The sequence below is a fragment of the Arthrobacter sp. EPSL27 genome (assembly GCF_001512305.1).
GTDB lineage: Bacteria > Actinomycetota > Actinomycetes > Actinomycetales > Micrococcaceae > Arthrobacter.
This window is the reverse complement of the sequence record NZ_LNUT01000003.1, coordinates 418,528-444,240: the sequence shown is the minus strand read 5'-3', so window position 1 is coordinate 444,240 and position 25,713 is coordinate 418,528. Positions and strand designations below refer to the sequence as shown.

The following is a 25,713-nucleotide window of genomic DNA, read 5'->3' as shown; positions in this document are numbered from 1 at the left end:
CATTGTCACCCCTTCGCGCCCGGACGGGAAGGCTTCACGGCAAGGAGGTGCAAACTGTGGATAACCGCCCCAGATGGCGCCATCGGTGGCAAACTTGTCTTATGCCCCGATTCCTGACCCTTGCCGACGTCGCAGAGCAGCTCCAGATCAATGCCCCTGCCGCCTACGCGCTGGTACGCAGCGGTGAACTCAAGGCCATCCAGGTCGGCGGGCGCGGCCAGTGGCGTGTTGAGGAAAAGATGCTGGAGCAGTACATCGAGGAACGCTACGCCGAGGCCAGCCGGATGATCCAGGAAGCCAAGTCCAAGTCCCGCTAAACCGCGAGGACCTCCGGACGACCTGGGGTCTGCAGGTTCCGCGCCACGCATTCCCTCCGGTCAGCCTCAGGCAGGAGGGCCCGGGGCCCTGGCAGACCGTACCGCGGCCAGCGCGGCGAGCGGAATAGTCGCCAGCTGGAGGACATTGGCCGCCCGGCGCTCCTCGCCCGCCCCGGTGACAGCGAGGTCGAGGTAGTCGCGCCCGACCCTGTCAATCACGCCGTGGAAAGTGGTCTCCCCCGCCTGGCCGCCTGCAACGATGACGGCCAGGGCGGCACGGTCCCTGGCCAGCCCGCGCAACGCACTGGCCAGTCCCAGCCGTTGCCGCACCCTCGACGGCTCACCCACCGCCAGCCGGGACAGCCCGGTGTAGCGGACCGCCGACGCATACGGAACCAGCACCTGGTGCCGTGGTTCATCCAGCACCAGCGCCTGGCTGCCTGCGTGGCTGAGGGTCCCCCCGAGAATTGATCCGGACGCGAGCTGCACCGAAATAGCCAGCCCCAGCGAGCCGCGCAACCTGTCGGCGAGCTCCACCGCGGACGCCTCGGTCCGTGCCCGCTCCGTAATTTCCGAGTCGAGGTCCAGGCGCTCCCCGGCAGCCATCTGGCTCTCCAGGTCCTGAAAGAGGGCATCCCAGCGCATGGCGCCAGCGTAGGTGAGCCTCCGGGAGGGGTCAACCACAAGGAATCGAAATCCACTCTAGACAAACCGGCCGCATGAGGATCAGACTGGCTCTAAGAGCATCAAACGGCATCAATATAGATCAAACCAGGTCAAATCAAATCAGTCGATTGCGAGGCGGCGGCTCATGAAGACAGCGGAACTCCCGGCTTCCCGGCGCAGGCACGTCCTGCCAGCTGACGCGGCCATGGCCGCCGCCGTTCTGGCGCTGGGTCTGGTCCTCGCAGCAACCGGAGGCAGCATGGTGCAGCGCTGGCGGTCGTCGTCGGCACGCCACCAGTCCCTCGGGTTCGAGGACCAGCTCGGCGTGGTGGCGAACACGGCCGGCCTCATTCTGACCCTCTGGTGGGCCTTGTCGCTGGCGATAGCCGTCGCAGCGGCACTGCTGGAACGGGGCGGCCGGACACGTGCCGCCGCGGCCACCGGGAAGTTCGCCCCGGCCTTCATGCGCCGGCTCGCGCTGGCCGCCGTCGGGATCCAGCTGCTGACCGCTCCGCTGGCGGCAGCCTCCACCCTGCAGCCGGCTCCAGACACGGCTTCCTCCCCTGCCGCTTCGACCGGCTGGACCCCGGCGCCCCTGCCGCCCGGAGCCGGGGAATCCCCCGGGTTCCCCGGCGGAACGCCGGTGGTCCAGCCGCACTGGCGGCCGCTCACCCCCGCCGCGGAACCCGGCCCGCTGGCGGGGCGGCCCCACCGTCTGGAGAGCAGGCAGGGCCAGGGATCGGAGGTGGCGGTCCGCCCCGGGGATTCACTGTGGAGCCTGTCGGCGGACAGGCTCGGGCCCTTCGCCTCCGACGTGGACATCGCCGTGGACTGGCCGCGGATCTACCAGGCCAACAAGGACGTCATCGGCAGCAATCCCCACCTCCTGCGGCCCGGCCAGATCCTGAGGCTGCCGCCCGCACCCTGAGTCTCCCCCGCACCGCAGACCCTGCAGTCATTCCGCATCAGCCACCCCACCGCAAAGGAAGCCCCATGAGAGCCATGACCAGCCGCCGCGCCGCGGCGGACAACCACCAGCCCGTTGTGGAAGCCCCCGAACCGCCGGCGCCGCCGCTGCGCCTGGTGCCCGGCGCCGGGGTGACGGCTATCCCGCCGGAAGCCCTCCCCCGTCCTGCCCTGGCGGCGGCACCGCTGCGCCGGGTGGCGGACGAGGAACAGGAGGTCTGCGCGATTTGCCGCAGCACCGTGCAGGCCGCCATCGAAGTGCTGGCCGGCACCCGGCCTGCGCAGCAACTGGCCCGGCGTCTCGACGAGCGTTGCCTCGCAGCCCTGCAGCACCGGGCGGCGCTGACCCGCCGGGTGCCGTGCGGCTCCTCACCCACTGCGGGCCGGCTGCACCACAACCCCTCTGTCCGCTCGGTCCGGGCCTGCCGGGTGTCCGACGACGCGTATGAGGCAAGTGCCGTCGTCGTCGAGGAACTGCGGGTCCGGGCGGTCGCACTGCGGCTGGAGCGCAGCAGGGTTTCCTGGCGCGTCACGGTGCTGGAAATCGGCTGACTGGGAGCCCGCGGCCGACAGTCCGGGCGCGCGCCAAAGGCATGCTGGCAACCCGACGAAGGAGGAAAGGAAGAAAGGAGGAACCGGCAGCAAAAAAGAGGACCGGAGCAAGTGCACTGCTCCGGTCCTCTATTTCTGGGTCACTGCCCCCAGCTGGTCAGCTAGCGCCGCTTTTTCCTGTTCGCACGGCGCGGAGCGTCCTGGGCTGCGGCCTTGGCCGGGTTGCCCGAGCGGCCGGAGGCCTTGGCCTCGACGCGGGTCTGCGCCGAACCGTCCTCGGCGGGGGCCGTGTACTGCAGCTGGGCGGGCCGCTCGGGTGCTTCCAGCCCGGCCGCCCGGATCTGCGGCTCGTGGTGCTCGGTGTGCTGGCCGGCAGCGTCCGCCACAACGACGTCCTCGGCGGGCGTCACCTCAACCTCAAGGTTGAACAGGAAGCCGACGCTTTCCTCCCGAATGGCCTCCATCATGGCCTGGAACATGATGAAGCCCTCGCGCTGGTATTCCACCAGCGGATCACGCTGGGCCATCGCCCGCAGGCCGATGCCTTCCTTCAGGTAGTCCATCTCATACAGGTGTTCCTGCCACTTGCGGCCAATCACCGACAGGACAACGCGGCGCTCAAGCTCGCGCATGCTCTCGTGGCCGATGGCCTCCTCGCGGGCCTGGTAGACCAGGCGGGCGTCGGAGAGGATCTCTTCCTTGAGGAAGTCCACGGTGATCCGCGACTTGCCGCCGGCCTCGTCGATCAGGTCGCGCGGCGTGACGGTTACGGGGTACAGGGTCTTCAGGTTGGTCCAGAGCAGGTTGAAGTCCCAGTCGTCCCCGGTGCCCTCGGCAGTGGCTTCGTCGATGAACGCGGTGATCGTGTCTTCCAGGAAGTACTGGACCTTCTCGTGCAGGTCGTCGCCCTCGAGGATGCGGCGGCGGTCGCCGTAGATGGCTTCACGCTGGCGGTTCAGGACATCGTCGTACTTGAGGACGTTCTTGCGCTGTTCAGCGTTGCGGCCCTCCACCTGGCCCTGGGCCGAGGCGATGGCGCGGGAGACAAGCTTTGACTCGAGCGCGACGTCGTCCGGCACCGAGCTGTTCATCAGCCGTTCCGCTGCCCCGGAGTTGAACAGGCGCATCAGGTCATCGGTCAGGGACAGGTAGAACCGTGACTCGCCCGGGTCACCCTGACGGCCGGAGCGGCCGCGGAGCTGGTTGTCGATGCGGCGGGACTCGTGCCGTTCGGTGCCGAGCACGTACAGGCCGCCGAGGTTCAGGACCTCTTCGTGTTCGTCCTTGACGGACTGCTTCGCGGCGTCGAAGGCCGCCGGCCACGCTGCCTCGTACTCCTCGGAGTTCTCTTCCGGGTCCAGCCCGCGCTTGGCCAGTTCGGCAACGGCCGTGAACTCGGCGTTGCCGCCGAGCATGATGTCGGTACCGCGGCCGGCCATGTTGGTCGCCACGGTCACTGCGCCCTTGCGCCCTGCCTGAGCCACGATCGCGGCTTCGCGGGCATGGTTCTTGGCGTTGAGCACTTCGTGCCGGACACCCTCCTTGGCCAGGAGCCGGGAGAGATATTCGCTTTTCTCGACGCTGGTGGTGCCGACCAGCACCGGCTGGCCCGCAGCATGCCGTTCCGCGATGTCCTTGACGACGGCGTCGAACTTAACGGCCTCGTTCTTGTAGACGAGGTCCGCCTGGTCGATGCGCTGCATGTCGCGGTTCGTAGGGATGGCGACGACGCCGAGCTTGTAGGTGCTCATGAACTCGGCGGCTTCGGTCTCGGCGGTGCCGGTCATACCGGCCAGCTTGTCGTACATGCGGAAGTAGTTCTGCAGCGTGACGGTGGCGAGCGTCTGGTTCTCGGCCTTGATCTCGACGCCTTCTTTTGCCTCGATCGCCTGGTGCATACCTTCGTTGTAGCGCCGGCCCGCGAGGATGCGGCCGGTGTGCTCGTCGACGATCAGCACCTCGCCGTCGAGGATGACGTAGTCCTTGTCCCGCTTGAAGAGCTCCTTGGCCTTGATGGCGTTGTTCAGGAAGCCGATCAGGGGCGTGTTGGCGGACTCGTAGAGGTTGTGGATGCCGAGGTAGTCCTCCACCTTCTCAATGCCGGACTCCAGCACACCGACAGTGCGCTTCTTTTCGTCGACCTCGTAGTCCTCCTCGGGCTTGAGCCGGGTGACCACCTTGGCGAACTCGCTGTACCAGCGGTTGGTGTCGCCCTGTGCCGGGCCGGAGATGATGAGCGGGGTTCGCGCCTCATCGATGAGGATGGAGTCGACTTCGTCGACAATGGCGAAGTTGTGGCCGCGCTGGACCAGCTCGGACCTGTCCCACGCCATGTTGTCGCGGAGGTAGTCGAAGCCGAATTCGTTGTTGGTGCCGTAGGTGATGTCGGCGGCGTACTGCTCGCGGCGCAGGGCGGGGTCCTGGTTGGACAGGATGCAGCCGCTGGTGAGGCCAAGGAAGCGGTAGACCCGGCCCATGAGATCCGACTGGTATTCGGCGAGGTAGTCGTTCACGGTGACAACGTGAACACCCTTGCCGGTCAGGGCGTTGAGGTAGGCGGGGGCGGTGGCCACCAGGGTCTTGCCTTCACCGGTCTTCATTTCGGCGATGTTGCCCAGGTGCAGGGCGGCGCCGCCCATCAGCTGGACGTCGAAGTGGCGCATCCCGAGCGTGCGGGACGAGGCCTCGCGGACGGCCGCGAAGGCCTCCGGCAGGAGGTCGTCGAGCTTTTCGCCGTCGGCGTGGCGGGCACGGAGCCGGTCCGTTTCCTCGCGCAGTTCCGCGTCGGTAAAAGTCTGGAAGGAACTCTCAAGGGCATTGATGGAATCGGCATAGTTCCGCAGTTGCCGCAGGGTTTTTTTGTCCCCTGTGCGGAGAAGTTTTTCGATAAGTGATGCCACGTGATGTTGCTCCCAGTCTCAAGCCGCCGAATTCTGGCGTGTTTAGTCTACGGGAGAGACACAGGACCGGTTACGCCTGTTCCCTCAGAGCGGATACACCGCTTCCTGCCGCGGACACAGCGTCCGCGAGCGCCGCCGCCAGGTCCCCTCTCGGGGAAACGACCACCCGCTCCAGTCCCAGCCACTCTGCCATGAGCTGCAGCTCCGCGGCGAGTTCGCTGGCCGTGTCGGCCGGCGCGCCGGGCTCCGCGTGGGCCGCCCTGGCGAGCAGGAGGCCGCCGGCCCGGTCGGCTTTGAGGTCCACCCGGGCCACGATGGCGTCGCGCAGGAGGAAGGGCAGCACGTAGTAGCCGAAGCGGCGCTTCGGTTCCGGCGTGTAGATTTCGATCCGGTAGTGGAACCCGAAGAGGGCTTCCAGGCGCCTGCGTTCGAAGACCAGCGAATCGAAGGGGCTGAGCAGCGCGCGGCCGGCGGCGGTGCGCGGGAGCTTTGCTTCGGCGTGCCGGTACACCGGTTTGTCCCAGCCGCGCACGGTGACGGGCCGCAGCCGGCCGGTGTCCACGAGGTGTTCCACCGCGGGGGCCGAGGCGCGCAGGGGTGTGCGGAAGTAGTCGGCGAAGCACCGCAGGGTGCCGATGCCGTGGGCCTGGGCCGCGACATCGATCAGGCGGACCATCGCCGCTGCCGGATCGCCGCCTGCATCGTCCCCGGTATCGTCCCCTGCGCCGGTTCCAGCCGCCGGCCCGGCAGGAGCCGCGTCCGCCCGGGCGCGCAGGACATTGGCGGTGAGGGTGTAGCGCCGTTCGAAGGAATCCGTCCGGGACGCCGCTGAAATGAGGCCGTCCTCGAAAAGGTGCTCCAGGACCCGTTTCACGGTGTTCCAGTTCCATCCCCAGTTGTCCTGCCGGCGGTCCTCCACGTGGCCCAGCCGGGCGGTGAGTTCGGCGGCGGTCATGGGCGGCCCGGAGGCAAGCGCATCGAGGAGCTGCCCGGCGACGCCGTTCCGCAGCTCGGGGTCCATGGCGTGTGCCCCCACCCATTTGCGGCTCTGCCACAGGAGGAGGTCCTGGAAATGGTCGGGCCGGATGAAGCTGGCCTCGTGGGCCCAGTACTCCATCATGCGGCGCGGGTGGGTTCCGGCCATGCGCTGCAGGATGGCACGGTCGTAGTTGCCCAGCCGGGAGAAGAACGGCAGGTAGTGGCTCCGGGCCAGGACATTGACGGAGTCGATCTGCACCAGCTGCAGGCGGGCAAAAGTACGGCCCACCGCCCGTGCTGTCACGGGTCCGGCGGGCCGTACTTTGTCCAGTCCCTGGGCTGCCAGTGCGATCCGCCGTGCCTGCTTGAGGCTCAGCACTTCCTGCACGTCAGTCCCTTCGCTGGATGGTCAGCACCAGCTTATGCGGTGGCGGGCTCATCCTCGGAACGGTAGGCGAGGATCTTCTCCTCCAGGGCGGCGGCACCGGGCTCGCAGGTCTGGTCCAGCGAGATCACGCCGTAGGTCCACCCCTCGCGCCGGTAGACAACCGACGGCGCCTTGGTCTCCTTGTCCACGAAGAGGTAGAAGTCGTGGCCCACAAGCTCCATGTTGTCGACGGCATCGTCGAGGGTGAGGGATGAGGCGGGGAACACCTTCCGGCGGATGAGCACCGGTGAGTCCCCTGCGGGGATGTCGTTCTCGACCTCGTAGGGCGATTTTTCCGCGGGAGCCGTTTTGGGCTCGAGCCAGTGGTTGGCCTCTTCGTAGATGGGCTCTTTGGTGCTCGCGGGTTCAAGGGTGGCCGTCGCTTCCGTGACGGACTTGGGGGTGTGCCGGCCGTGGTGGACCTTCTTGCGGTCCTTGGCCCGGCGCAGGCGTTCAAGAAGCTTGTTGTAGGCGAGATCGAACGCGGCGAATTTGTCGGCGGCGCTGGCTTCGGCACGAATCACGGGGCCCCGGCCCAGGACGGTCAGCTCAACCGTGAGCATCTCGTCGGTCTGCCGGGCCTTGGTCTCCTTGGAAACCTTTGCGTCCACCCTCTGGACTTTGTCCCCCAGCGACGCGATCTTAGAGATCTTCTCGTCGGCGTACTCGCGGAAACGGTCCGAGACCGTCAAATTGCGTCCGCTGATCATGAACTCCATGGTGCCCTCCAAATGACTTCGGTGACACGACAGCGGCACTTCCCGGGGCTGATCTGACTGACAGTCGAGCCCCTTTCCGAGCCGCTATCGACAGGTACATCTTCTCTTGGTACCCATGTTCGACGTTAGTTCATAGCTACCTCTTATTCATCCTTTTTTGGTTTATTTTTTTCCTTGACGGGGCGCTCCCCCGCTGTGGCGGGGCCGGGCGCGGCGAAGTCGGCGGTGCCGGGCGGGCGTGTCGCGGCGAGGACGACGGCGCCCCTCACCACGGCGCCGCCGGCCCGCAGTGCCCGAGCTGCTTCGGCGAGCGTGGCGCCCGTGGTGAGGACGTCGTCAACGATGATGCACGGGGCGCCGTGCACGTCCGGAGTGAAAGGCCCGCGGCGGACGCGCATGGATCCGCGCACCCGTTCGGCGCGCTCCCCTCGGCCCAGCCCTTTCTGGCCGGCGGCCCGGCCCGCCGCCCAGTCTTTCGCCCAGCCCGCCGCCCGGCCCGCCGTCCAGTCCGGCGTCCAGTCCGGCGTCCTGCCCAGGGCGCTGGCGGTGGCGAAACGGGGGCGCCGGCCTGCCCGCAGCGTGGCGCGTGGTTCCAGCCTGCCGAGCAGGACGTGGACCGGACTGAAGCCCCTCCTCCGGTAGGCGCCGCCGCTGGTGGGAACAGGCACGAGCAGCACTCCCGGATCTTCGCCGGCAGCGGCCCTGAGGGCGCCCGCGAGGCCTTTCGCCAGGACCCGTGCCAGCTGTCCCTGCCCGTGCTTCTTGAAGGCCAGCAGGGACTGTGCCAGCTCCGCGCGGTACGGCCCGGCGGCCACCACCGGCAGGAGCACCGAACCGTCCACGTCCATCAGGGCCGGGGCGTGAGCTTCTGCCCGGAACGGTGTGCGCATCAGCAGCCGGACCTGCCGCTCGCAGCCGCCGCAGAGCGCTGCATCCTCGGCCCCGCAGCAGACGCAGTCAACCGGGGCAGCGAGCGCCAGCACCTCGGCGGTGGCGGCCGCGGCCCCGTCCGCCAGCCGTGCCAGCACCCTGCGGTAGGAGCCCCGGTGCTTGGCTGCTGCCGGTGCCGCCGGGGACAGGTCAGGGTCCGCGGATTTCACCATGGAACAACCGTGACGCCCGGGCAGGGCACTGCGGAAGCCCCCTCACAGGCCATGTGGACAACCGCCGGCAGGACCGGTCACCTGTGCCTGCGCGGCGGCACGGCTCCCGCGACCCGCCGCCTCAGCCGGGGAAGGACGGGTCGAGCGGTCCTTTGAGCTGCGGCGACCATCCGTTGCCGAGCCGCTGGAAGATCCCCTCCGTTGACTGGGCGTAGATGTCTTCGCCGCCGTTGCCGGCGCTCAGCGCAGTCAGCCCCGGCCAGGGCGCCAGCTGCTGCGGCTGCGAGGAGGTGAGGAACAGGAGCTCGGGGGTGACGGTGTCGCTGGACGAGCCCCGCATCACGGCAACTGTAGTGTCATCGACCCATACCCCCTGGTCCGGGTCGTTCGTGGCCAGCAGGGTCATGGGAGCCGTCAGGTCCTTGGGCGTGCCGTCCGCTGACCGGATGATGCCCGTCACCTGGACCTTGCTCTTGCCGTTCTGCTCCGTGATGATGAGGGCGCGCGTGCCCTCGCGGGAGACCCTGAACTCCTTGACCGAGCGGCCCGCAAGCCATGCCGGCGCCAGTGTCACGGCGGGAACGCCCGCGCCCTCTGCGACGCCGACCGGCCTGAACGCCGCCATTTCGGTGGCGCCGCTGGCCCCCGGTCCGGCCGTCCAGACCCAGTCGTACCGGTCGAACGAGGGCCGGGTCAGGGTGGTGCGTGTGGTCAGTGCCCGGGCAGGCTGGCCCGGAATGATGGAATACAGGGTGCCGCGGCCGGAGCCGAGGAAGGCCGCGGACTGCGAGACGGGCGACTCCGCCGGCGCCCGGGGGCCCAGGGCCGCCACGGGCTGCATGTCCGGAAGCGGCGAGATCCGGTTATTCTCATACCGGACCAGGTCGTTCTCGCTCACGGCGATCTGGTGGCCCGGGACGTTCTTGTCCCGGATGGGAGGCAGCACCGAACCGTTGTCTTCGACGCGGACCAGGTCCTGGTTGGCCCGGAGTTCGACGTTGATGACGTCGGGCTGGCTGCGGAAGGTCAGCGCCAGCTGGGTCTGCATCCGCAGCCTGTCCTCGTTGGATGCCTCGACCAGGTCCTTGGCCGTGAGGTCCACCTGGGCGGCGCCGGACACGACGGGGACGGACTCGCGGGCCAGCTTGATGCCGGAGGGGAACGCGCTCACCACGGCACCTTTGAGGTACGGGGCCGGGCCGCCCAGCAGGGCGCTGGTCATGGCCTTGACGGTCTTCTTCTTGATGAACCAGCGGACGTCGGGCACCGCGTAGGTGAAGGAGGGATCGTAGAAGTAGATCGGATAGGCCCCGTAGATGACCTTGAACGTCTCCTCCGGGATGGCCGTGCCGTCCGGAAGTTCCGCGATCCGCCATTCGCCGTCCACCTGCGTCAGCGTGGCGGGAATGTTTTCCTTGGTGCCCTCCGGCAGCTGCGTCGCCACCCCGTCCGCGTCGACGGAGTAGGACACGTCCAGTTCGTAGTTGAAGACGTTTTCGACGCCGGTGGGAACCACACGCGCCGAGCGGAAGACGAGGACGCGCTGGTCCGGTTTCCAGGTCACGGATGCTGCCTGGGTGAGGTACTGGCGGGCCACCGCGTAGTCGTCCTCGTAGCCGCTGCCGGCGAGGTAGAAGTCTTCGATCACCGCTTCCGGCCCGGCCCCCGCACGGGGCGCGGACGGGAAGAACACGGGAGCGTTGTTGGGGTTCCCCGCGCTCTCATCGGTGCTTTTGCCCACGGGACCCGAGCGCGGGATCTGGGCGCACGATGTCAGCAGGAACAGCAGGACCGCCAGCAGCGCGGCAGCGGCACGGGTGGCTTTTCGGGGGGCGCCGCTCATGGCCTCTCCTTCGTTCCGGTGTCCGCGCTGGTGTCCACTGGGCTGGTCTCCGCGCTGGTGTCCGGTGCACTGTTCTCCGGTGCACTGTTCTCCGTCTGTGCGGAAGGGGCCGGCGACGGGTCCAGCAGCAGCATGGTCCGTTCGTTTCCCGCGCCGTGGAAGCCCACGTCCACCGGCTCCAGCTGGAGCGGGGACTTGGTGATGGTCTCGCCCTGGCGCAGCGGGAGGGTCAGCCGGAAATTGGCCCCGCTGCCCTTGCTGCCCCACGCCTGGAGCCAGCCGTTGTGGAGTTTTGTGTCCTCGGCCGCGATGGACAGGCCGAGGCCGCTGCCTCCGGTGGTGCGGGCCCTCGCCGGGTCGGCGCGCCAGAACCGGTCGAACACGCGGGCCGCTTCCGCGGCGGTCATGCCGATGCCGTGGTCCCGGACAGCAACTGCCACGGCGTTGTCGTTGGCGGCCACGGAGATGTTCACCGGCCGGCCTTCGCCGTGTTCCAGGGCGTTCAGGACCAGGTTGCGCAGGATCCGGTCGATCCGGCGGTCGTCCATGTCCACGATGATGCCGGTTGCGGGGGCGTTGAGGGTGACCTTGGAGCCGTACTCGGCGGCCACCGGGCCGACTCCCTCCAGCACGTGGGAGACCAGCTGCACCATGTCGCCCGGTTCGGCGTCGAGAGTGGCTACGCCGGCGTCGAAGCGGGAGATTTCGAGGAGGTCGGCGAGGAGCGACTGGAAGCGCTCCACCTGGTTGTACAGCAGTTCCGCGGAGCGTTTGTTGATGGGGTCGAAGTCATCGCGGGCGTCATAGAGCACCTCGGCGGCCATCCGCACGGTGGTAAGCGGGGTGCGGAGTTCATGGGAGACGTCGGAGACAAACCGTTGCTGCATCTGGGACAGTGTGGCGAGCTGGGTGATCTGCTCCTGGAGGCTGGCCGCCATGTGGTTGAACGATGCGCCCAGCCGGGCCACCTCGTCCTCGCCCTTGACCACCATCCGTTCCTGCAACTGCCCCGCAGCTAGCTTCTCCGAGACCAGCGCGGCGTGGCTGACCGGGCTGACGACGTTGCGCGTGACGTACCAGGCCACCGCGCCAATCAGCAGCGCAAGCACCGCGCCGCCGGCCAGCAGCACGTTCTGGATCTCGTTGAGGGTCTTTTGCGCCGTATTGAGGTCGTAGATCAGGTACAGCTCGTACACCGTGCCGTTGAACGTGACCTTGTTGCCGACGGCGATGCCGGGCCGGTCCTCGGTTCCCACCGGGAACTCCGTGGAGGCCCAGAACTGCTCCTTGCCGGAGTCCTGGACGGCCTTGCGCAGTTCGTCCGGGATCACGCTGATGGTGAGCTGGTCGGACGCGCGCGACTCCACCCAGCGGTTGCGGGGTTTGGTCTGTTCCGGCATCGCCTCGAAGACGTAGCGCCGCTGGATCACGGACCCGCGGCCTTCCACGGCGTTCAGGGTGTCGTACACCAGCGTGATGACGCTGGACTGGTCGGTGACCTGGGCGCCGTCGAACGTGTCCTGGACCTGTTTGACGTTGTAGCGTGTCTCCGACTCGGCCTGTGCCAGCCGCTCCTGGAAAAGGTTGTTGGCGATCTGGTTGGACAGGTAGGCACCGACGACGGCGAACGACGCAATCGCCAGCATCAGGGTCGTCAGCACGGTCCGGAACTGCAGGGACCGCCGCCATTTGCGGTGCAGGGACCGGATCAGGTAGCGGATGCCCGGCAGCATGCTGCTGGCCCCGATCCGGACCAGCCGCGCCACCCGCACGCCCACAATCCGGGCGCGCTTGACCCAGATCCGGGTGCGGAAGCCCAAGGCGTTCCAGGCGGCGAGGAGCCCGCCCTCGCGGTGCGGGGCCGGGCCCGGCTCTGGTGTTGGCTCGGGTGCTGGTGCCGCTGCGGGCTCAACCGCCGGGGGCCCAGCGGCTGCGGGCGCAGCCTGGCCCGGTTCGCGGAGGTCCACTGAGGTGGCGGCGGCCTTCCGGGGGACGTCGCTGCCTCCGGGGGCGCTCACCGGCACCCCGGCGGGATGGCCCTCCGACGGGTCAGGAACCTGCTTTGTAGCCGACACCACGGACCGTCAATACAACTTCGGGGGCTTCCGGGTCGCGTTCGATCTTTGACCTCAGCCGCTGGACATGGACGTTGACCAGCCGCGTGTCGGCGGCGTGCCGGTAGCCCCAGACCTGTTCCAGCAGGAGCTCCCGGGTGAAGACCTGCCAGGGTTTGCGGGCGAGCGCCACCAGCAGGTCGAATTCCAGCGGTGTCAGGGAGATGCGTTCTGTGCCGCGGCTGACCAGGTGCCCGGCAACGTCGATGGTCACATCGGCGATGCGCAGGGTCTCGGGCGCCTTCTGGTCGCCGGGCCGGAGGCGGGCCCGGACACGGGCGACGAGCTCGGCCGGCTTGAACGGCTTCGGGACGTAATCGTCGGCCCCGGATTCGAGGCCCCGGACGACGTCGGACGTGTCGGCTTTGGCGGTGAGCATCACGATCGGCACGTCGGATTCGCCGCGGATCTGGCGGCAAACCTCGATGCCGTCGATGCCCGGAAGCATCAGGTCCAGCAGCACGAGGTCAGGCTTGGCGGAGCGGAACACTTCCAGCGCCTGCCCGCCGTCAGCGCAGAAGACGGGTTCAAAGCCGTCGTTGCGCAGCACAATACCGATCATCTCGGCCAGCGCCTCGTCATCGTCCACTACCAGAATGCGTGCCTTCATATGTATATATTCCCCTATCGAAATGGCTTTGTCGTATTCAGCGCCGCCCGGGCATGGCGCCCGCGCGTCCGGGCACCCGCCCGCACGGGCCGGAGGATTGCGGCCCCGCGCACAAACTATAGGCTGGTCCCACGCCCGGGCCGCTGGGTGCGGAACCCCCGGCTGGAAGGAAGTGTTTGTGAGCACCCCTATTTATGAACGTGCGCTCGGCGCCGGCTTTGCGCGGCTGCAGCCGGAGCTGCAGGACTACTTCTCGCTGGCTCCCGGGTCCGGCCACTACGGCGTCGGCGAGGGGGTGTTCGAGGTGGTGGGCTGCCGGCAGGCGTGGCTCCGCCCGCTGCTGCGGCTCGCCAGCGCCGAGGAGTCCTTCTTCCCGGAATACGGCGAGGGCATCCCGTTCCGGATCGAGAACCACGCCCACCTGGACCCATTCGGCCGGTCCAGCCTCACCGCCCGGCGCGAAATCTTCTTCCCGTCCACCACCCGGCTGTTCCACGACACCACCAGCTTCGAGGAGTCCGGCCGCCGGCACGGCCTGGTGGACTATGTGGGGCGGTACCGGCGGATGGTCACCGACCTCAATCTGAGTGTCACCGCCGGGGGCCGGCTGCGCGGGGTTTCGGAGGCTTCGCGGCTTTTCCTGGGACCGCTGCGGATCCCCCTGCCGGCCGCCCTGGATGCCAAGGCCTACGCCGAGCAGTGGTGGGCGCCGGAGGAGGGCCCGGCCGGGAAGCACCGGATCCAGGTGAAAGTGATCCAGCCGCAGCTGGGGCTGGTCCTGGTCTACGCCGGGCATTTCGACTACCGGCTGGAGCCCTATCCCGGCGGACAGTCCAGTCCCGGCTATCTTCCGGCCCGCGCCCGGCCGGACCGCTGGGAAGCCCGCATCTGAGGAAGACGGGGGCTTACCCGAGAGCGATCTGGTTGAGCCCGTCTGCCACCTTGGTGAGGCGCGCCAGTACAGCAGTGGCCGCCGACGGGGAGTGCCGGGCCAGGCCCTCGGAAGGCGTCACCCGGACGCCCGCGAGGGCGGAGGCTGGCAGCCCCAGCTGGCGCCAGGGCCGCCAGAGCGTTTCCACGACGTCGGCAACGCGCGGCGGCGCGGCGGAGGGGACTCCGACGTCGAGCGCGCCGGCCCACAGCCGTTTGCCTGATTCCACCGCGGCGGCGAGCTGTTCCCACTGCCGGGAGGTGAGCGCGCGCAGCGGTACGGCGATGCCGTCGGCCCCGGCCGCCAGGATCCGCTCGAAGGGTGCCTCTATTTCGGGGACGGACACCACCACCTCAACGGCGCCGGCGGCCCGCAGGGCGTCAATGACCAGCTGCCACGAGTCGGTGGCCTCGCGGCCCGGCACGGAACGCAGGGTCCGGTAGCCGCTGGATGTGGGAATAGTGCCGCCCAGCACCGAGGCGATCTCGGGTTCGTCGATCTGGACCACGATCCGGGCCCCGGGGGCCGCGGCAGCCACACGGCTGAGGTAGCCGCCGGCGCCGGCCGCGAGGGAGGCCGCGAGGTCCCGCCGGGCGCCGTGGTCGATCAGGGCCCGTTCGCCGTTGTGGAGGTGCAGGCCCGCGGCGAGGCTCAGCGGCCCGCGGAGCTGGACCTTGATGTCCGCCGCAGGTGCGTCCTCGGCACCGACGACGTCGGCCAGGATGTTGATGTCGGTGGACAGCGCGGACTGCGCCCGCCGGGAGTCCTTGCCCGGCCGGTCCACGATCCGCCAGCCGTGGGGCTGGACGTCCACGGCGAGGTCCACCAGCAGCGACGCTGTCCGGCCCAGTGCGTCGGAGCCGACGCCCCGGTCCGGGAGCTCCGCCAGGAACGGGAGGTGCGGGCTGCCCAGTTCGCCGCGGATGATGCGCGCAGCCTCCAGCGGATCCTGGCCGGGCCAGGTGCCCAGGGCCGTGGCGGTGACCTGGTCCGGCGCGGCGGCCGGGGGCGGTGTCTGTGCCACGGCTAGGCGGTGGCGGAGACGGCCGGGCCGGCGGCGCCGGGCACGTCGCCGGCGGCTTGCGGGCGCACGGAACCGGCGGGCAGGGGCTCCGTGGTCCGCGGCTCTGCGGTCCGGGGCTCCGTGGTCCGCGGCTCTGCGGCCAGGGCCGCCTCATGGTCCTCGGCGATGGCCTCATGGTGCCGGATCACTTCGCCGATTATGAAGTTCAGGAACTTCTCCGCGAACGCCGGATCGAGGTGGGCCTCCGCGGCGAGGCGCCGCAGCCGTGCGATCTGGGCCGTTTCCCGTCCGGGGTCACCGGCGGGGAGTTTGTGTGCGGCCTTCAGGAACCCGACCTTCTGGGTGGCCTTGAACCGCTCGGCAAGCAGGAAGACGAGGGTGGCATCGATGTTGTCAATGCTGGAGCGGATCGACAGCAGCTCCGCCATGACCTTCGGATCCACCTGACCGGCCAGCGAACTGGCCTGGGGGTCGTAGGAATCGGCGTCGGGATGGGTCTGGTTCTGCTCGGTCATTGCTCCAGTCTAGGGGCACCTGCGCTAATCACTTCTGCTGTTAAGCGCCTCCCGCGGCACCCTGGCCTGGGGCGGTCCCTCGGCCCGGCCGCGTGTCTGCCGGCGGCGTAAAAAAGGCGGCGTAAAAAAGGGACATGCCCGCCGTTCAATGCGAACGGCGGGCATGCCCTGGCATGTCCTTGAAAGCGGCGGCGGGATCAGCCGTGCAGCACGGCGCGGAATTCCTCCCGGCGCCGGGCCTGCTCGTCCGGATCCGGAACCGGCAGGGAGGCGATCAGCTTTTTCGTGTACGCGTGCTGCGGATTGCCCATCACCTGGCTCCCGAGCCCCTGCTCCACCATCTTGCCCTTGTAGAGGACACCGACCCAGTGGGACAGGATGTCGACGACGGCGAGGTCATGGCTGATGAACAGGGCGGCGAAGCCGAATTCGGCCTGGATGTCCTTGAACAGCTCCAGCACCACGGCCTGGACCGACACGTCGAGGGCGGACGTCGGCTCGTCGGCGATCAGCAGCTTCGGGTTCAGGATGAGCGCGCGGGCCAGGGAGGCCCGCTGCCGCTGCCCGCCGGAGAGCTCATGCGGGAACCGGTCGGCATACGCCGCCGGAAGCTGCACGGCCTCCAGGAGTTCGCGGGTCCGCTGCCGGGCCTGGGCCGGCGTCGGCTTCGAGTGGATGACCAGGGGTTCGGCGATGCAGTCCCCGATGGTCAGCTGCGGGTTGAAGGACGCCGCCGGGTCCTGGAACACGAACCCGATCTCCTTGCGCAGCGGCTTGAACGTGCGCTCCTTCAGGTTGAGCATCTCGTAGCCCAGGACCTTCAGGCTGCCGCCGGTGGTCCGGTTCAGGCCGGCGATGGCCCGCCCGATGGTGGTCTTGCCGGAGCCGGACTCCCCCACCAGGCCGAAGACCTCCCCCTCGGACAGGGTGAAGTCGACCCCGTCCACCGCCTTGAAGGCGGGGCTGCCCAGGCGCCCGGGGTACTCAATGGTCAGGTTCTTGGCTTCGACCAGCACCTTCCCGCCCTGGTGGGCGCGCTGGGTCATACCTTCGGACGCCGAATTCCTGCCCAGGTGCGGGACCGCGGCCAGGAGCTTCCTGGTGTAGTCCTGCTTGGGCTCGGCAAAGAGCACGCGCGACGGCGCTTCCTCCACGACATCGCCCCGGTACATCACCACAACCCGGTCGGCGAGGTCTGCCACCACACCCATGTTGTGGGTGATCAGCACGATCGACGTGCCGTACTGGTCGCGGAGGTCGCGCAGGAGGTCGAGGATTTCGGCCTGTACCGTGACGTCCAGCGCGGTGGTGGGTTCATCGGCCACGATGAGTCCCGGGTTCAGCGCCAGCGCGGCGGCAATGACCACGCGCTGCTTCTGGCCGCCGGAGAACTGGTGCGGATAATAGTTGACCCTGGTTTCCGGATCCGGAATGCCTACCTTCCGGAGCGCCTCGATGGCCCGGGACTTGGCCTCCTTGGCGCTGACCTGCTGGCCTCCGGCGCGGCCCGAGTGGGCGCGGATGCCCTCGGCGATCTGCCAGCCGACGGTGAAGACAGGATTCAGGGCGGTGGACGGCTCCTGGAACACCATGGCCACGTCGCGGCCACGGATGTCGCGGAGCTTGCCCGGGCTGACGCTGATGACGTTGTTGCCGTTGATCAGCACCGCCCCGGAACTGATGGCGGTCTCGGGGAGCAGCCCGAGGATGGTCTTGGCGGTGACGGTTTTTCCGGAGCCGGACTCGCCCACAATCGCCACCACCTCGCCCGGGTTCACTTCGAGGCTGACGTCCTTGACGGCGTACACATCCCCGGCATCGGTGGCGAAGGTGACCTTGAGATGGTCGATGTCGAGGACCGGGCTGGCACCGGCGCCGGGCTGGTCGATGTTGATGGTCATGAGCTGCTCACTTCTTCTTCACGTGCCGCCGGGGCGCCGGGGGTGGACTGCGGGCCGCCCTTTCCGGAAGCGGCCTTCCTGCGGCCACGCAGGCGGGGGTCGTTGAGGTCGTTGATGCTTTCGCCCACCAGGGTCAGGCCGAGGACCGTCAGGACGATGGCGAGGCCCGGGAACACCCCGGTCCACCAGATGCCGGACGTGGTGTCCGCGAGGGCCTTGTTGAGGTCGAAGCCCCATTCCGCCGCCGAGGTCGGTTCGATGCCGAAACCAAGGAAGCCCAGGCCGGCCAACGTGAGGATGGCTTCGGAGGCGTTCAGGGTGAAAATCAGCGGCAGGGTGCGGGTGGCGTTTTTGAAGACGTGCAGGCGCATGATCCGGATGTTCGAGGCGCCCACCACCTTCGCCGATTCCACAAAGGGTTCCGCCTTGAGCCGGATGGTCTCGGCCCGGATGACGCGGAAGTACTGCGGGATGAAGACGACCGTAATGGAGATGGCCGCGGCGAGGATGCCGCCCCAAAGGCTGGACCTGCCGCCGCTGATCGCAATGGCCATGACGATGGCGACGAGGAGCGGCGGGAAGGCGTAGACGGCGTCGGCGATGACCACAAGGGTGCGGTCGAGCCAGCCGCCGATGTAACCGCTGACCAGGCCCAGCGCCACACCGATGAAGATCGACATGATTACCGCCACGATGATCACCAGGACGGCGGTCTGGGCGCCCCAGACGACGCGGGAAAAGACGTCGTAGCCGCCGACGGTGGTGCCCATGAGGAACTTTCCGCCGGGCGGTTGCTGCGCCGGGAAGTTGCCGTCGGCGTCGGAGATCTGGGAGAAGCCGTAGGGGGCGATCAGCGGCGCGAATACCGCGGTCAGCAGGAAGAGCCCGGTGAGGACGAGGCCCGCCACGAGCATGCCGCGCTGCAGTCCGACGCTTTTGTTGAAATGCGAGATGACCGGCAGGCGCCGGAACCAAGGGTCCTTCGGGTCCTTGACGGGTTCAGTCACGGCAGTGGTGGTCATATCAGTACCTCACGCGGGGGTCGATCAGCGCGGCGACGATGTCCACGAAGAAGTTGGTCACGGCCACGATCACGGCGAGGAGCACCACGATGCCCTGGACAGCCACGAAGTCGCGTGCCGTCAGGTAGGTCGCGAGCTGGAACCCGAGGCCTTTCCATTCGAAGGTGGTCTCGGTCAGGACCGCACCGCCCAGCAAGACGGCGATCTGGAGGCCCATGACGGTGATGATGGGGATGAGTGCGGGCTTGTAGGCATGCTTGGTCAACAGCCGGTATTCGCTGACTCCGCGGGAGCGGCCGGCCTCGACGTAGTCCTTGCCGAGCGTGCCGATCACGTTGGTGCGGACCAGCCGCAGGAAGATCCCGGCGGTCAGCAGCCCCAGCGCCAGGGCCGGCAGGACGGCGTGGGCCATCACGTCGGCCAGGGCGGCCATGTTGCCGCTGCGGATGGCGTCCAGCCAGTAGATGCCCGTGGGGGCCTCGAGCGAGGTCAGGGCCAGCTCTGTGGCCGGCGTCGCCCGCCCGGCGACCGGGAGCCAGCCGAGCCAGACCGAGAACGTCAGCTTGAACAGGAGCCCGGAGAAGAACACCGGCGTGGCGTAGCAGAGGATCGCAAAGACGCGCAGCCCGGCGTCGGGGCCCTTGTCGCGGCGGTGCGCGGCGATCAGGCCCAGCGGGATGCCCACGGCCAGGGCCACCAGCAGGGCGTTGATGGTCAGTTCCAGGGTGGCGGCTCCATAGGTAGCGAGCATCTCGGCAACCGGCCGGTTGTCCGAGAGGGTGGTGCCGAAGTTGCCGGTGATGAGCTGGGCCAGGTATTCGAAGTACTGCACAAAGATGGGCCGGTCATACCCGGCGGCGGCAATGCGTTCCTGCAGCTGCTCCTGGGGAAGCCGGCCGCCCAGGGCAGCGGTGATCGGATCGCCGGTGGTGCGCATCAGGAAGAACACCATGGTGACCAGGATGAGAATAGTCGGGAAGATCAGGAAGAACCTGATCAGGATGTAGCGGCCCAGTCCCCCACCGGACGTTTTTTTCTTTATCGGAAGAAGGCCTTCGCCGTCTTCCGGCGGTGCCTCGATAAGTGTTGTCATTGGTACCTAAATGTGTGTTCCGGAAGCCTTGTGGGCTGCGGAAGCTGTTGTCCTGTATCCGTGCCAAAGGCGGGGCGCCATGGTGGCGCCCCGCCTCGTCGGCTGGTCAGAACCGGATGGGGAAAACGACCTACTTGGAAATAACACCAAGGCGGGTCTTGAAGGAAGCATCGAGGGTCTGGTCGACACCCTTGACGTTCGCGCCGGCCACCATGAGCTGTGCGCCCTGCAGCAGCGGCAGCGTGGAGAGATCCTTGGCGACGGCCTCCTGGGCTTCGCCGATGACCTTTTCGCGTTCTGCCTTGTCAACGGTGGTCAGCTGCTTGTTGATCAGCTCCGTGACGGTGGGGTTCTCATAGTGGTTGCCCAGGAAGTTGCCCGGGACGAAGAACGGCGTGAGGTAATTGTCGGCGTCGGAGTAATCCGGGAACCAGCCGAGCTGGTAGACCGGGTAGGCGTCCGCCGTGCGGTCCTTGGAGTAGGTGACCCACTCGGTGGACTGCAGGTCAACCGTGAACAGGCCCGACTTCTCCAGCTGCTCCTTCACCATGGCGTATTCATCGCCCGAGGACTTGCCGTAGTGGTCCGGGTTGTACTGGAGCTTGATGGTGACCGGAGCCGTGACGCCCGCATCGCTGAAGACCTGCTTGGCCTTCTCGAGGCTGGGCTTGCCGCTGCCGTCGCCGTACATTTCCTTCAGCGGCTGGGTAGCGCCGACAAAGCCGTCCGGCACCACGGAGTAGGCCGGCAGGTAGGTGTCCTTGTAGACCTGGCTCGCGATGGCGCCGCGGTCAATCACATGGGCCATGGCCTGGCGGACAGCCAGAGCCTTCGCCGGATCGGCGTCGGGGGCCTTGGCGCCGAAGGGCATGGTGTCGAAGTTGAACACGATGTAGCGAAGCTCGCCGCCCGGGCCCTTGTGCACCTTGACCTTGGAATCCTTTTCGAGGTCAGCGGCGTCGGTGGCCGTCAGGCTCCGGCCGGCGACGTCGATGTTGCCCTGCTGGACGTCCAGCTTGAGGTTGTTGGAGTCGGCGTAGTACTTGATGGTGGCGCCGCCGTTGGCAGGCTTGCCCAGCAGGCCCTGGTAGTCCGGGTTGGGCTTGAGGCCGACGAGCTCGTTCTTCTTGTAGCTCTCGATCGTGTAGGGGCCGGCGAACGGCTTGCCCTTGACGATTTCGTCGTCGGACATCAGCTTGTCCGCCGGGAAGACCTCTTCATCGATGATCGGGCCGGCGTTGGCGGCGAGGACGCCCGGGAAGACCTGGTCGTTGGCGGCCTTGAGGGTGAAGACCACGGTCGAGTCGTCCTTGACCGTGACCGAGTCGAGGTTGCCCAGAAGCGAGGCCGGGCCGTTGTCGTCGGCGATGCTGACGACGCGGTCGATCGAGAACTTCACGTCGGAGGACGTCAGTGCGTGGCCGTTGGCGAATTTCAGGCCGGGCTTGAGCTTGACCGTGTACTCGGTGGGGCTGGTGAAGGAGGCAGACTCGGCAATGTCGGGCGTGGAGTCAGCACTGCCCGGCTTGGAGTTGAGCAGGAACGGGTAGATCTGGTTCATCACCATGAAGGAACCCGCGTCGTACGACCCTGCCGGGTCGAGGGTGACCACCTTGTCGGTGGTGCCATAGGTTATGGTTCCGCCGCCGGCGGCGCTGCCGGTAGCCGTTCCGCCGCCGGAGGGGCCGGTGCAGGCGGTCAGTGCGAAGGCGGATACCCCGGCGAGCGCGATGGCGCTCTGCAGGGCTTTTTTGTTCATTGCCATCTGTGAACTTTCTGTTCGATGAGTACTAGTGCGCAGCCCGGTAGTGCCTGAATCGACTCGGGGGCAGAACACTGTCCTGATGCCTAGATTCAACCAGACGGCTGCCCGGTGAATCGTTACATCTTGTGAGTTGAGACACAAAATTTACACGAACAGGCAGAACTCAGCGTGATCTTCGCCTTTTCCGCGGGAAATTCGACACCCTGCACCGGCCGTTCGCTCCTCCGCGCCGGGCAGGCCCGCCGCGCCTGGGCAGCAAGAAACCCGGGCAGCAAAAAAGCCGCACGCCGGCGGCGTGCGGCTTTTCCGGACCGGACCGGGACGCTCCTAGAGGGCAGCCCGCTTGAGCGAGCGGGCGGCGTCGATGGTTGCCTGCCCCAGCACGCGGCTGCCCTGGTACAGCACCACGGTCTGGCCGGGGGCCACGCCGCGCAGCGGCTCGGCCAGGGTGACCACCAGGTTGCCGCTGTCGAGTTCCATGCGCGCGGAGGCGGGCACGGGGTCCCCGTGGGCGCGGACCTGGGCGTGGCAGTCGAAGTCTTCCCCGGTGCCGATTTCCGCGATCGGCAGGCCTGCCCAGGAGACCTTGATGCCGCGGATCTCGTCGATGGCCAGGAGCGCCTCGGGGCCCACCACCACCTTGTTTTCCTTCGGCCGGATTTCCAGCACAAAGCGCGGCTTTCCGTCGGCGGCCGGGGTGCCCAGCTTCAGGCCGCGGCGCTGGCCCACGGTGAAAGCATTGGCACCGGGGTGTTCGCCCACCTTCGCGCCGGACTCGTCCACGATGTCGCCGGTGGTCATCTCGATCTTCTCGGCCAGCCAGCCGGCGGTGTCCCCGTCGGGGATGAAGCAGATGTCGTGGCTGTCCGGCTTGTTGGCGACGGACAGGCCGCGGCGCTCGGCGTCCGCGCGGACCTCGGCCTTCGACGGCGTGTCTGCGAGCGGGAACATGGAATGCCGCAGCTGCTCATGGGTCAGCACGCCGAGGACGTAGCTCTGGTCCTTGGCCCAGTCCGCGGCGCGGTGCAGCTCCGGGTTCCCGTCGGCGTCCTTAATCACCTTTGCGTAGTGGCCTGTGCAGACGGCGTCGAATCCGAGCGCGATTGCCTTTTCCAGCAGCGCGGCGAACTTGATCCGCTCGTTGCAGCGCATGCACGGGTTGGGCGTGCGCCCGGCGGCGTACTCATCGATGAAGTCCTGGACCACGTCCTCCTTGAAGCGCTCGGAGAAATCCCACACGTAGTAGGGAATCCCGAGCACGTCGCAGGCCCGCCACGCGTCGCGGGAGTCCTCGATGGTGCAGCAGCCGCGGCTTCCGGTGCGCAGGGTGCCGGGCATCCGGGAGAGCGCGAGGTGGACGCCAACGACGTCGTGTCCTGCCTCGACGGCGCGGGCTGCGGCGACGGCGGAATCAACGCCGCCGCTCATGGCTGCAAGAACTCGCATACTGACTTTCCGTGGGGGTCTGGGATGTGGTGCTTTGAAATGGGGTCTGGGACTAGGGGGCAGTGCCGGCACCGGCGCCTGCCGGATGCGGAGAGAGCACAATGCCTGCCGCACCATTCTATCGCCACGGGGGGATCCACACCCAAAAGACCTTGACGCTCCGCCCCTCCGACTCTAAAGTCAAGGGTACCGATTTTAGATGCTTTTCCGCAACGTTGCGGCCTGGGATGCTCCGGCGGCCGCAGGAATCGAGGGTGACATGGCCTCCGGGAACATCGTGATCGTGGGCGGCGGACTCGCCGGCGCCACGGCCGCAAAGACCCTCCGCGCCGAGGGGTACGACGGGCCGGTGGTCCTGCTGGCCGAGGAGGACCATCCCCCGTACCTGCGCCCGCCGCTGTCCAAGGACTATCTGCTGGGCCGGGCCGGCGACGACGCCCTCCCCGTGGTGCCGGACGGCTGGTATGAGGACAACGGGGTCGAGCTGCGGCTGGGTGCCGCCGCCGCGGCCGTTGATCCGGAAGCCCGCAGGGTGACCCTCGGGGACGGGCAGGGCCTGGACTATTCGTCGCTGCTCCTGGCCACGGGGGCCCGGCCCCGGCGCATCCCGGTCCCCGGCAGCGACCTGGACGGGGTCAGCACCTTCCGCACGGCGGACGACAGCCGCCGCCTCCGCGAGGGCCTGGCCGGCGGCGGCCGGAACGTGGTGATGATCGGTTCGGGCTGGATCGGGCTGGAACTCGCCGCGGCGGCGAGCACCTACGGAAACCGGGTCACCCTGCTTGGCCTGGAGCAGGTGCCGCTGGAAGCGGCGGTGGGGCGGGAACTGGGCGGCTTCTTCCGGTCTTTGCACGAGGATCACGGCGTCCGGTTCCGGCTTCCCGCCTCGGCGGCCGCGATCAAGGGGCAGTCGGGCCGGGTCACGGCCGTCGAGACGGATGCCGGGGAGGTCCTGCCGGCGGATCTGGTGATCATTGCCGTGGGCGTGATCCCCGAGGTGGCCCTGGCCGACGCGGCCGGCATCGCGCTGCGGAACGGCATCCTCACCGACGCGTCCCTGCGGACCTCGGCGCCCGGCGTCTTTGCCGCCGGCGATGTCGCGAACGCGCTGCATCCCTACACCGGAGAACACCACCGCAGCGAGCACTGGGCCAACGCCCTGGCCGGCGGAAAGGTGGCGGCCAAGGCGATGCTCGGCCTGGAGGCGGCCCTGGACGCGGTCCCCTACTTCTACACCGACCAGTTCGACGTGAGCATGGAGTATTCGGGCTTCGCGTCCCTCGCCTCGGGGCCGCCCACCCTCCGCGGTTCTTTCGAGGCCAGGGAATTCCTCGCCTTCTGGCAGCGCGAGGGCCGCGTGGTGGCGGGCATGAGCGTGAACTGGCCGCGTTCGGCCAAACCGCAGCAAACCATCAAGAAGCTCATCGCCGCGGGAACCGCCGTCAGTCCTGCCGACCTCGCGGATCCCGGCGTCCCGCTCAGCGGGCTGGTGCCGGCGGCCTAGCCCCGGCCGGCTGTCTAGCCCCGGCCGGCTGTCTAGCCCCGGCTGGCGCCCTAGCCCCGGCTGGCGCCCTGGCGGGCCACCGTGCCGGCGGTCTGGATGGTGGATTCGTGGCCGGCCATGCCGGCCTGGCGGGCGCGGGTGCAGGCGCCGGGGAGTGCGGCCAGCAGCGCGTCCACATCTTCCTCGGTGGAGGAATGCCCCAGGCTGAAGCGCTGGGCACCCCGCGCGGTTTCCTCGTCCAGCCCCATGGCCAGCAGCACGTGCGATGGCCGGGGCACCCCCGCGGTGCAGGCGGAGCCCGTGGAGGATTCCACCCCTGCCAGGTCCAGCAGGAACAGCAGCGAGTCCCCCTCGCAGCCGGGGAAGGTGAAGTGAGCGTTGCCCGGGAGCCGCCCTGCACCGGGAGCGCCGCGCAGCACCGCGTCGGGGACTGCAGCCTGGACGCCCTCGATCAGCCGGTCCCGCAGCGCGGCGATGCGGGCCGCTTCCTCCGGCAGTTTGCCGGTGACGGCTTCGGCCGCCGCGGCAAAGGCGGCGATGGACGCGGTGTCCAGCGTCCCGGAGCGGACATCGCGCTCCTGTCCCCCGCCGTGGAGGACGGGCGTCAGCGTCACTGCCCGGCCCAGCAGCAGGGCCCCGACGCCGACCGGTCCGCCGATCTTGTGGCCGGAGACAGACATGGCGTCCAGGCCCGAGGCGCGGAAATCGACGGGCACCGAGCCGAAGGCCTGGACGGCGTCGGAATGCACCGGAACCGAGGCCCGGTGCGCCAGTTCAACGATCTCCGCGATGGGCTGGATGGTGCCGACCTCGTTGTTGGCCCACATCACCGTGACCAGGGCGATCGAGCCGGGGTCCCGGGCAAGTTCGGCGGCCAGCACGTCCAGGTCCACCACGCCGTCGGGGTCCACCGGCAGCCAGGACACCTCGGCGCCCTCGTGCCGTTCAAGCCATTCGACGGTGTCCAGCACGGCGTGGTGTTCGACGGCGGAGCACAGGATGCGCCTGCGGGCCGGGTTCTGCGCCCGGCGGGCCCAGTAGAGGCCCTTCACGGCAAGATTGTCGGCTTCAGTGCCGCCCGAGGTGAAGATGACTTCGGAGGGGTGCGCACCGGCCACTGCTGCCAGCACCTCGCGGGCGTCCTCGACGGCGCGCCGGGCCCGGCGGCCGGATCCGTGCAGCGAGGAGGGGTTGCCGGTCCGGGCCAGTTCACGGGTCAGCGCCGCCAGGGCCTCCGGGGCCAGGGCGGTGGTTGCGGCATGATCAAGGTAAACGGACACAGTCCAATTCTACCCGCGGGCCCGGAGCCGCCCTGGT

At 68.4% G+C, this 25,713-nt stretch carries 20 protein-coding genes and 1 pseudogene; 5 read left to right on the top strand and 16 right to left on the bottom strand.

The genetic code is table 11. The annotated features are described in order from the left end of the window. Positions 1–101: 101 nt before the first annotated feature. The gene (locus tag AR539_RS04060) at positions 102–317 is read left to right on the top strand and encodes a helix-turn-helix domain-containing protein (protein ID WP_066432775.1); all 216 of its coding nucleotides are present in this window, start codon (positions 102–104) and stop codon (positions 315–317) included. Positions 318–383: 66 nt separating this feature from the next. On the opposite strand, the gene AR539_RS04055 is transcribed toward AR539_RS04060, so the two are convergent. Next, complete coding sequence (locus AR539_RS04055; protein ID WP_066433123.1) at positions 384–962, bottom strand: hypothetical protein; 579 nt, start codon at positions 960–962, stop codon at positions 384–386. Positions 963–1,128: 166 nt separating this feature from the next. Here AR539_RS04055 and AR539_RS04050 point away from each other — a divergent pair, with 166 nt between their 5' ends. Both AR539_RS04050 and AR539_RS19275 read left to right on the top strand, forming a co-directional pair. After that, complete coding sequence (locus AR539_RS04050) at positions 1,129–1,911, top strand: LysM peptidoglycan-binding domain-containing protein (protein ID WP_066432773.1); 783 nt, start codon at positions 1,129–1,131, stop codon at positions 1,909–1,911. A gap of 65 nt (positions 1,912–1,976) precedes the next feature. After that, on the top strand, positions 1,977–2,501 hold the full coding sequence (locus AR539_RS19275; RefSeq protein ID WP_157360912.1) for an Rv3235 family protein: 525 nt from the start codon (positions 1,977–1,979) through the stop codon (positions 2,499–2,501). 161 nt (positions 2,502–2,662) lie between these two features. Here AR539_RS19275 and secA read toward each other — a convergent pair whose 3' ends face one another. The 7 genes from secA to mtrA all read right to left on the bottom strand — a co-directional run bounded on the left by secA (position 2,663) and on the right by mtrA (position 13,195). Continuing rightward, positions 2,663–5,401 (bottom strand): preprotein translocase subunit SecA, encoded by a 2,739-nt coding sequence (secA, locus tag AR539_RS04040; protein WP_066432771.1) that lies wholly within the window; start codon positions 5,399–5,401, stop codon positions 2,663–2,665. Between the two features lie 70 nt (positions 5,402–5,471). Continuing rightward, positions 5,472–6,767 carry a winged helix-turn-helix domain-containing protein gene (locus AR539_RS04035; RefSeq protein WP_066432769.1) on the bottom strand — a complete coding sequence of 432 codons (1,296 nt, stop codon included), beginning with the start codon at positions 6,765–6,767 and terminating at the stop codon, positions 5,472–5,474. Positions 6,768–6,799: 32 nt separating this feature from the next. Continuing rightward, positions 6,800–7,525, bottom strand: coding sequence for a ribosome hibernation-promoting factor, HPF/YfiA family (gene hpf / locus AR539_RS04030; protein WP_066432764.1), 726 nt, complete (start codon positions 7,523–7,525; stop codon positions 6,800–6,802). A 143-nt stretch (positions 7,526–7,668) separates the two neighbouring features. Continuing rightward, a complete protein-coding gene (locus AR539_RS04025) occupies positions 7,669–8,628 on the bottom strand; it encodes a ComF family protein (RefSeq protein ID WP_066432763.1) in 960 nt (319 codons plus the stop codon). A gap of 121 nt (positions 8,629–8,749) precedes the next feature. After that, positions 8,750–10,471, bottom strand: coding sequence for an LpqB family beta-propeller domain-containing protein (locus AR539_RS04020; RefSeq protein WP_066432762.1), 1,722 nt, complete (start codon positions 10,469–10,471; stop codon positions 8,750–8,752). Further along, positions 10,468–12,549, bottom strand: coding sequence for an MtrAB system histidine kinase MtrB (gene mtrB, locus AR539_RS04015; RefSeq protein ID WP_066432761.1), 2,082 nt, complete (start codon positions 12,547–12,549; stop codon positions 10,468–10,470). The genes AR539_RS04020 and mtrB overlap by 4 nt, the downstream gene beginning before the upstream one ends. Beyond that, complete coding sequence (gene mtrA / locus AR539_RS04010; protein ID WP_066432760.1) at positions 12,521–13,195, bottom strand: MtrAB system response regulator MtrA; 675 nt, start codon at positions 13,193–13,195, stop codon at positions 12,521–12,523. The genes mtrB and mtrA overlap by 29 nt, the downstream gene beginning before the upstream one ends. A gap of 178 nt (positions 13,196–13,373) precedes the next feature. Between mtrA and AR539_RS04005 the strand changes: the two genes are divergently transcribed. Then, positions 13,374–14,087 carry a DUF4166 domain-containing protein gene (locus AR539_RS04005; RefSeq protein WP_066432758.1) on the top strand — a complete coding sequence of 238 codons (714 nt, stop codon included), beginning with the start codon at positions 13,374–13,376 and terminating at the stop codon, positions 14,085–14,087. Positions 14,088–14,100: 13 nt separating this feature from the next. Here AR539_RS04005 and AR539_RS04000 read toward each other — a convergent pair whose 3' ends face one another. From AR539_RS04000 to mnmA, 7 genes and pseudogenes are all read right to left on the bottom strand, one after another. After that, on the bottom strand, positions 14,101–15,150 hold the full coding sequence (locus tag AR539_RS04000) for a hypothetical protein (protein ID WP_066432755.1): 1,050 nt from the start codon (positions 15,148–15,150) through the stop codon (positions 14,101–14,103). A gap of 142 nt (positions 15,151–15,292) precedes the next feature. Further along, positions 15,293–15,665 (bottom strand): annotated as a pseudogene (locus tag AR539_RS03995) (chorismate mutase); the annotation flags it as partial. Between the two features lie 197 nt (positions 15,666–15,862). Further along, positions 15,863–17,566 carry an ABC transporter ATP-binding protein gene (locus tag AR539_RS03990; RefSeq protein ID WP_066432753.1) on the bottom strand — a complete coding sequence of 568 codons (1,704 nt, stop codon included), beginning with the start codon at positions 17,564–17,566 and terminating at the stop codon, positions 15,863–15,865. Then, on the bottom strand, positions 17,563–18,588 hold the full coding sequence (locus AR539_RS03985; protein ID WP_066432750.1) for an ABC transporter permease: 1,026 nt from the start codon (positions 18,586–18,588) through the stop codon (positions 17,563–17,565). The genes AR539_RS03990 and AR539_RS03985 overlap by 4 nt, the downstream gene beginning before the upstream one ends. A gap of 1 nt (position 18,589) precedes the next feature. Continuing rightward, positions 18,590–19,681: an ABC transporter permease gene (locus tag AR539_RS03980; protein WP_066432748.1), complete on the bottom strand. Its 1,092-nt coding sequence runs from the start codon at positions 19,679–19,681 to the stop codon at positions 18,590–18,592. A 130-nt stretch (positions 19,682–19,811) separates the two neighbouring features. Then, on the bottom strand, positions 19,812–21,446 hold the full coding sequence (locus tag AR539_RS03975; RefSeq protein WP_066432746.1) for an ABC transporter substrate-binding protein: 1,635 nt from the start codon (positions 21,444–21,446) through the stop codon (positions 19,812–19,814). A gap of 327 nt (positions 21,447–21,773) precedes the next feature. Continuing rightward, positions 21,774–22,892, bottom strand: a complete 1,119-nt coding sequence (mnmA, locus tag AR539_RS03970; protein WP_066432744.1) for a tRNA 2-thiouridine(34) synthase MnmA — start codon at positions 22,890–22,892, stop codon at positions 21,774–21,776. Positions 22,893–23,151: 259 nt separating this feature from the next. Between mnmA and AR539_RS03965 the strand changes: the two genes are divergently transcribed. Further along, the gene (locus AR539_RS03965) at positions 23,152–24,396 is read left to right on the top strand and encodes an NAD(P)/FAD-dependent oxidoreductase (protein WP_066432742.1); all 1,245 of its coding nucleotides are present in this window, start codon (positions 23,152–23,154) and stop codon (positions 24,394–24,396) included. A gap of 50 nt (positions 24,397–24,446) precedes the next feature. Here the strand turns inward: AR539_RS03965 and AR539_RS03960 are convergent, their stop codons facing one another. After that, positions 24,447–25,676, bottom strand: coding sequence for a cysteine desulfurase family protein (locus AR539_RS03960; RefSeq protein ID WP_066432740.1), 1,230 nt, complete (start codon positions 25,674–25,676; stop codon positions 24,447–24,449). Positions 25,677–25,713: the final 37 nt, after the last annotated feature.